This window comes from Thioclava sp. UBA3469, from assembly GCF_002378135.1.
Classification (GTDB): Bacteria; Pseudomonadota; Alphaproteobacteria; order Rhodobacterales; family Rhodobacteraceae; genus Thioclava; species Thioclava sediminum.
In genome coordinates this window covers 1-5,385 of sequence record NZ_DFRG01000264.1, presented here as the reverse complement: position 1 = coordinate 5,385, position 5,385 = coordinate 1, and the positions used below count along the sequence as shown (strand labels likewise).

The window sequence follows — 5,385 nt, the reverse complement described above, 5'->3', positions numbered from 1 at the left end:
GACCGGGTGCAGCGTTTCCTCCACCCCGCTCTCATCGACGCTTTTCACCGGCACGGAGGCGCGGGAGCGCACGATCTCGACGCCAAGCGCACCGGGGCCGCGGTCGAGCTTTTCGATCCGCACGAAGACGCGCATCGCCTGCGGGCTGGCGAGGATACGTTCCGCCACGCCGGCTGCGAGCGTCTCCAGCAGGTTCACCCGCTCTTCGGCCAATTCCGCCGCGATCGCCTCGGTGATCCGGTCATAGGAGAGGATGCGATCCACATCGTCTTCGAGCGGCTCCGGCGTGGGCCGCACCTCCACCACCACGTTGAATTGCAGGCGCTGTGTGTGGCCACGCTCCTGCTGGAAGGCACCGATATCGGCCTCCACCACATGGTCGCGCAGCGAGATGCGATCCCGGGGGTCGGTCGGCGCAGAGGCCGCCGCCCGCGCTTCGGGATGCGAAAAGGCGAGGGAAATATCGGAACTCATGCGCGCCTCGGGAATTTTTCAGTCATGTCGAGCATAGAAAAAGGGCGGACCGAAGCCCACCCTCAACCGTCATTTCATCGCCCGCCCGCGACGCGGGCCCCTGAAAGCGCGGCCTCAGTTCGAGGCGGTGCGCACCGGGTTGGCGTAGAAGATGTGATGGCCGATCGACGCGGTTTTCGCGAAGCGGCGCGACCAGCTCGGGCGCACGGCGCGCGTGTGGAAGTAGGTCGCCCCATCGGTCAGCGAGCGCGGCGCGCCATCGATCATCGCCCGGGCGACTTTCGCGACTTCGGCGTAGGCGCCCTTGTTGCGGACGGTGTCGGAGCGACCGTCGCAATACCAGCTGAACTGGCAGGCGCGCGAATTGCCCTGATGGACAACGCCGCAGATCGAACCGGGGAAGCGCGGATCGTCGACACGGTTCAGGATGACCTCGGCGACGGCCTGCTGGCCCTTCACACCTTCGCCACGCGCTTCGAAGTAAAGCGCCTGCGAGAGGCATTGGAACTGCTCGCCACCCTTGGCAGCGGGTTGCGCGGCCAGCCACTTGGCCGAAAGGACTTCCGGCAGAGTCGCGTGTTTTTTCGAGCGTTCCGGCGCCATGGTGAGCGCGGTGACGCGTCGTTTGTCGATCGCGCTCATCGCGGAGCGCTCCGTCCACAGGACCGACATCAGTCCTTGTTCGGCGACCTCAGTGGGGTCGTTCGACTGGCTTACCGTGACTTCGGCACGCAAGCCTCCGGCGAGGGCGAGGAGGATGGCAGCACCCCCCGTCCAGCTTTTCAGCAGTGACATGGTATTCTTCCGATAAGGTCAATCGCCGCGCACCCCCCATTGAGCCGCGACGGCGCATCGCTTACCCGAGCGAGCTATCCATGTCTAGGTTTTCACGAAAAAATGCGCGACCCCCTACGGAGTCACGGCGGAATCTTGCCAAAATGCACGGTGATTTGCGTGCTATGTCCCTGTCGAATCGCATATCGCGACGCGCGAAGATTTGCCAATGGTATTTGAGAAAAACGGCCAAATTTTCGCCTCTGTGACCTTACCTCTAGGGAAAGGATCGTCCACGCGGCGCAAGGAGTGCGAAATGGGCAGCGGCGAGACGAGCGACCGGCACCCGGAAAGGCGAACAGGAGACATAATCGAATCCCGCAGCCCGGCAGAAGGCGATTGATTCGGGGTTTCCGCCATGTTCGCCGCAGACCGAGATCGTGACATCGGGCCGGGCGGAGCGTCCGCGCGCAGCCCCGATCAGCAGCAACTCCCCTACCCCTTCCACGTCGAGGATATGGAACGGGTCTTCGCTATAGACCTGCTGGTTCACATAGGTCGACATGAAGCGCCCCGCATCGTCGCGGGAGAGCCCGTAGGTCATCTGAGTAAGGTCATTGGTCCCGAAGGACAGGAAGGCCGCGTGTTCGGCGATCTCACCGGCGCGCAGGGCCGCACGGGGCGTCTCCACCATCACGCCGAGGCGGTAGGTGAAATCTTCCTTGGTCTCGGTGCGCACGGCGGCGGCGACCGCATCGACCCGAGTTTTCACGATCTCCACCTCGCGCGAGGCGGAAACGAGCGGGATCATGATCTCCGGCACCACCTCGGCGCCTCGACGGAGCGCCTCCACGGTGGCCTCGAAGATCGCGCGGGCCTGCATGTCGTAGATCTCGGGCACGGTCACGCCCAAGCGCACGCCGCGCATCCCCAGCATCGGGTTGAACTCGGACAGGGCCTCCACCCGGCGCGTGACCTCCGACAGCGGACGGTCCAGCGCCTCGGCCAGTTCGCGCATCCCCTCGCGGTCATGTGGCAGGAATTCGTGCAGCGGCGGGTCGAAGAGACGGATGCAGACCGGCTCGCCCTTCATCAGTTCGAACAGCGCGCCGAAATCGTCCCGTTGCATCGGCAGCAGCCGGTCGAGGGCGGCGCGGCGATCTTCCGGCCCGTCGGCGAAGATCATCTCGCGCATCACCGTCAGGCGGTCTTCGTCGAAAAACATATGCTCGGTCCGGCACAACCCGATCCCGTCGGCCTCGAACATCAGCGCGGTGCGCGCGTCCTCCGGCGTGTCGGCATTGGCGCGGATGCCGATATCGCGCACCAGATCGGCCCAGCTCAGAAGCGTGCGGAACCCGTCATCGAGCGCAGGCGCGAGCATTTCCGCCGTCCCCACCAGCACCTCGCCATTGGTCCCGTCGAGCGTGATCGTGTCGCCCTCGCGGAAGAGCCGCCCCTTGGGGCCCCGGAACTGGCGCTCGCGGCTGTTGATCTCGATCTCGGCGCCGACGATGCAGGGCAGGCCCAGACCGCGCGCGATCACCGCCGCGTGGGAGGTCATCCCCCCACGTTCGGTCAGCACGGCGACGGCTGCATGCATCCCGCGGATATCCTCGGGAGAGGTTTCGCGACGCACGAGGATACAGGGCTCGTCGCGTGCCGCAGAGGCCTGCGCGGCCGCCGCAGAGAACACGATCTTGCCGGTCGCCGCCCCCGGAGAGGCCGCGATCCCGCGTGCCAGCACGTCGCGCGGCGCACGCGGATCGACCTGATAGTGCAGAAGTTCGGTGATCGCGCGCGGCTCGACCCGCAGCAGCGCATCCTCGCGCGAGATTACGTCGTCATTGGCCAAGGCCACCGCGATGCGGACAGCGGCGCGCGACGAGCGCGGTACCCGCACCGCGTCGATCACATGGACCTTGCCGCTTTCGATGGTGAACTCGATCTGCATCTCTTCACGCAGCTTCACCCGGCAGCGCGCGCCGTAATCCTTCAGCGTGTCGAAGACGCGGCCATCTGCCTCTTCGAGCGAGGCCCCGCGCGGATCGCGCGTGAGATAAAGCGTCTCGACCGCGCTGGTGCGGCCCTGGCTCTGGCCGCGGAACCGCCCGGTGATCTGCGGCGCGCCAGTCACGCTATCGACGAATTGCATCGTGCCCGAGCCCGACAGGCCCGGCCCGATACCCAGCGCCATCTCCTGCACCAGAAGCCCCAGCACCGCATCGGGCGGCGCGCCCTTGGCCTGACGCAGCAGCCGCGCCGTCGTGCCCTCCCAGGCCCGCGCCATGGAACGCAGCACCTCGGCCAGCTGCTGGGCGCCCGATTGCGGGAACCGCTCGTCGGTTTCCTCTTCATAGGCGTCGAGCGCGGCTTCCAGCGCGCCCGGCCCCGGCTCCTGCTGGAACATGTCCGGATCGAGCCGCGCGACATGGATCGAGTAAAGCTGCACGAAGCGCAGATAGAGCGCGTCGGCGGCCTCGCTGCCATGCGTGTTCGACAACACCGCATGCATGTCGTCATTCATGCCGACATTGAGCACCGTGCCCGGCCCGCCCCATTCGGGATTTTCCGGGCTCGGCCGCACCGAGACCAGCATCTGCGGCCCGAAGCAATCCGCGATCGCGGCCATGTCGAAAACCTGTCCCGACGCGATCGCGCGCACGGTTTCGGCGGGCAGAGCGACGGTTTTCGGGACGGGAAGGTCGAGCCGGATCAGCCGTTGAAGGCATTTCGCACGCCAGCCGTGACGCGCCTTATCGACCGACGCCGTGGGCGTAAGGGTCACAAAATCAGCGTTTTCAACGGGTTTCTGCATTGCAGCGCGCCTTCTCTCTCGACGCAGGATAGGCTGATTCCCCGCCCTCGCAAGTGTGACATTCGGACAGAAGACGTGGCGTCACTGGCCCGCCCTGTTTCGGCCTTGCGACAGGAGGCGCCGTGGGGGCGCCTCCGGCGGGGATATTTACACCAAGAGGAAGGATCAGCCTTCGATCTTGGTGAGGTCGGCCACATCGAGACAGATCTGCCGGATGCGCGAAAGCAGGTTCAGACGGTTGCGCCGCAGGATCGGGTTGTCGGCATTGATCTGCACCGCTTCGAAGAAGGCGTCGATCGGCGCGCGCAGATCGGCCATCGCGGACATCGCGGCGGCGAAATCTTCGTCTGCCATCGCCGGGGCGATCTTGGCTTCGGCGGCATCGAGCGCGGCAAAGAGGGCTTTTTCCTCGTCCGTCTCCGCGAATTTCGGATCGGCGCCGAAGCTGTATTCCACCCCGTCCTTTTCCTCGGCCTGCGTGAGAATGTTATTCGCGCGCTTGAAGCCCTGGATCAGGTTCTCGCCATCATCGGTCTTGAAGAAGTCCGACAGCGCCTCGGCCCGTTTGACGACGAGGGTGAGATCGTCGCTGCCCGGCATGGCGAGCACGGCGTCGATCACGTCGTGGCGGATACCCGCGTCGCGCAGGTGGACCTTGAGACGGTCGTGGAAGAAGGACATGAGGTCTAGAAGAGGCGAGCGCTTTTGCAAATCGGCAGAGCCGACTTGCGGAACAAGCTCATCGCTCGCAATTTGCACTTCGAGCAGATTGTTGTCGATCTCAATCATAAGCTCTTCAATGGTCTCAATATCAGTCTGCATAGACTTCGCGTAGGCGGAGTCAGCTTTAGCCAGCTCCGAGTTGAGTTTTTCCTGCGCGATTGCTTTGAGCGCTTCAGCCACTTCTTGGAGGCCGCCAGCCAAAATGCCCTGAAGCTTCACCCGCAATCCATTCGCCAGCACCAACCGGATAACCCCCAGCGCAGCCCTGCGCAGCGCGAAGGGGTCTTTCGAGCCGGTGGGCTTCTCGTCGATCGCCCAGAAGCCGGTCAGCGTGTCGATCTTGTCGGCGAGCGCGACGGCGACCGAGACAGGCTCGGACGGCACATCGTCGGACGGGCCCAGCGGCGCGTAGTGGTCGCGGCAGGCATCGGCGACGGCGTCCGACAGCCCCGCCTTCTGCGCGTAGTAGCGGCCCATCACGCCCTGTAGCTCGGGGAATTCATAGACCATTTCCGAGCGCAGATCGGATTTGGCGACGCGGGCGGCCTCGGCGGCGAGGTCCGGCTTGGCGCCAACCAGCGGCGCGATTTCGCGCG

The 5,385-nt window shown here is 65.2% G+C and carries 4 protein-coding genes; all 4 read right to left on the bottom strand.

Features of this window, described 5'->3' with window-relative positions:
• Positions 1–474, bottom strand: a 474-nt coding sequence (locus B3D39_RS19250; protein WP_286789973.1) for a dihydroneopterin aldolase, incomplete at its 3' end; no start/stop codon positions are given.
• Positions 475–588: 114 nt separating this feature from the next.
• Positions 589–1,269 (bottom strand): cell wall hydrolase, encoded by a 681-nt coding sequence (locus B3D39_RS19245; protein ID WP_078541858.1) that lies wholly within the window; start codon positions 1,267–1,269, stop codon positions 589–591.
• Between the two features lie 256 nt (positions 1,270–1,525).
• Complete coding sequence (locus B3D39_RS19240; protein ID WP_078541859.1) at positions 1,526–4,066, bottom strand: putative PEP-binding protein; 2,541 nt, start codon at positions 4,064–4,066, stop codon at positions 1,526–1,528.
• Positions 4,067–4,231: 165 nt separating this feature from the next.
• Positions 4,232–5,385, bottom strand: a 1,154-nt coding sequence (locus B3D39_RS19235; RefSeq protein WP_286789972.1) for a glycine--tRNA ligase subunit beta, incomplete at its 5' end; no start/stop codon positions are given.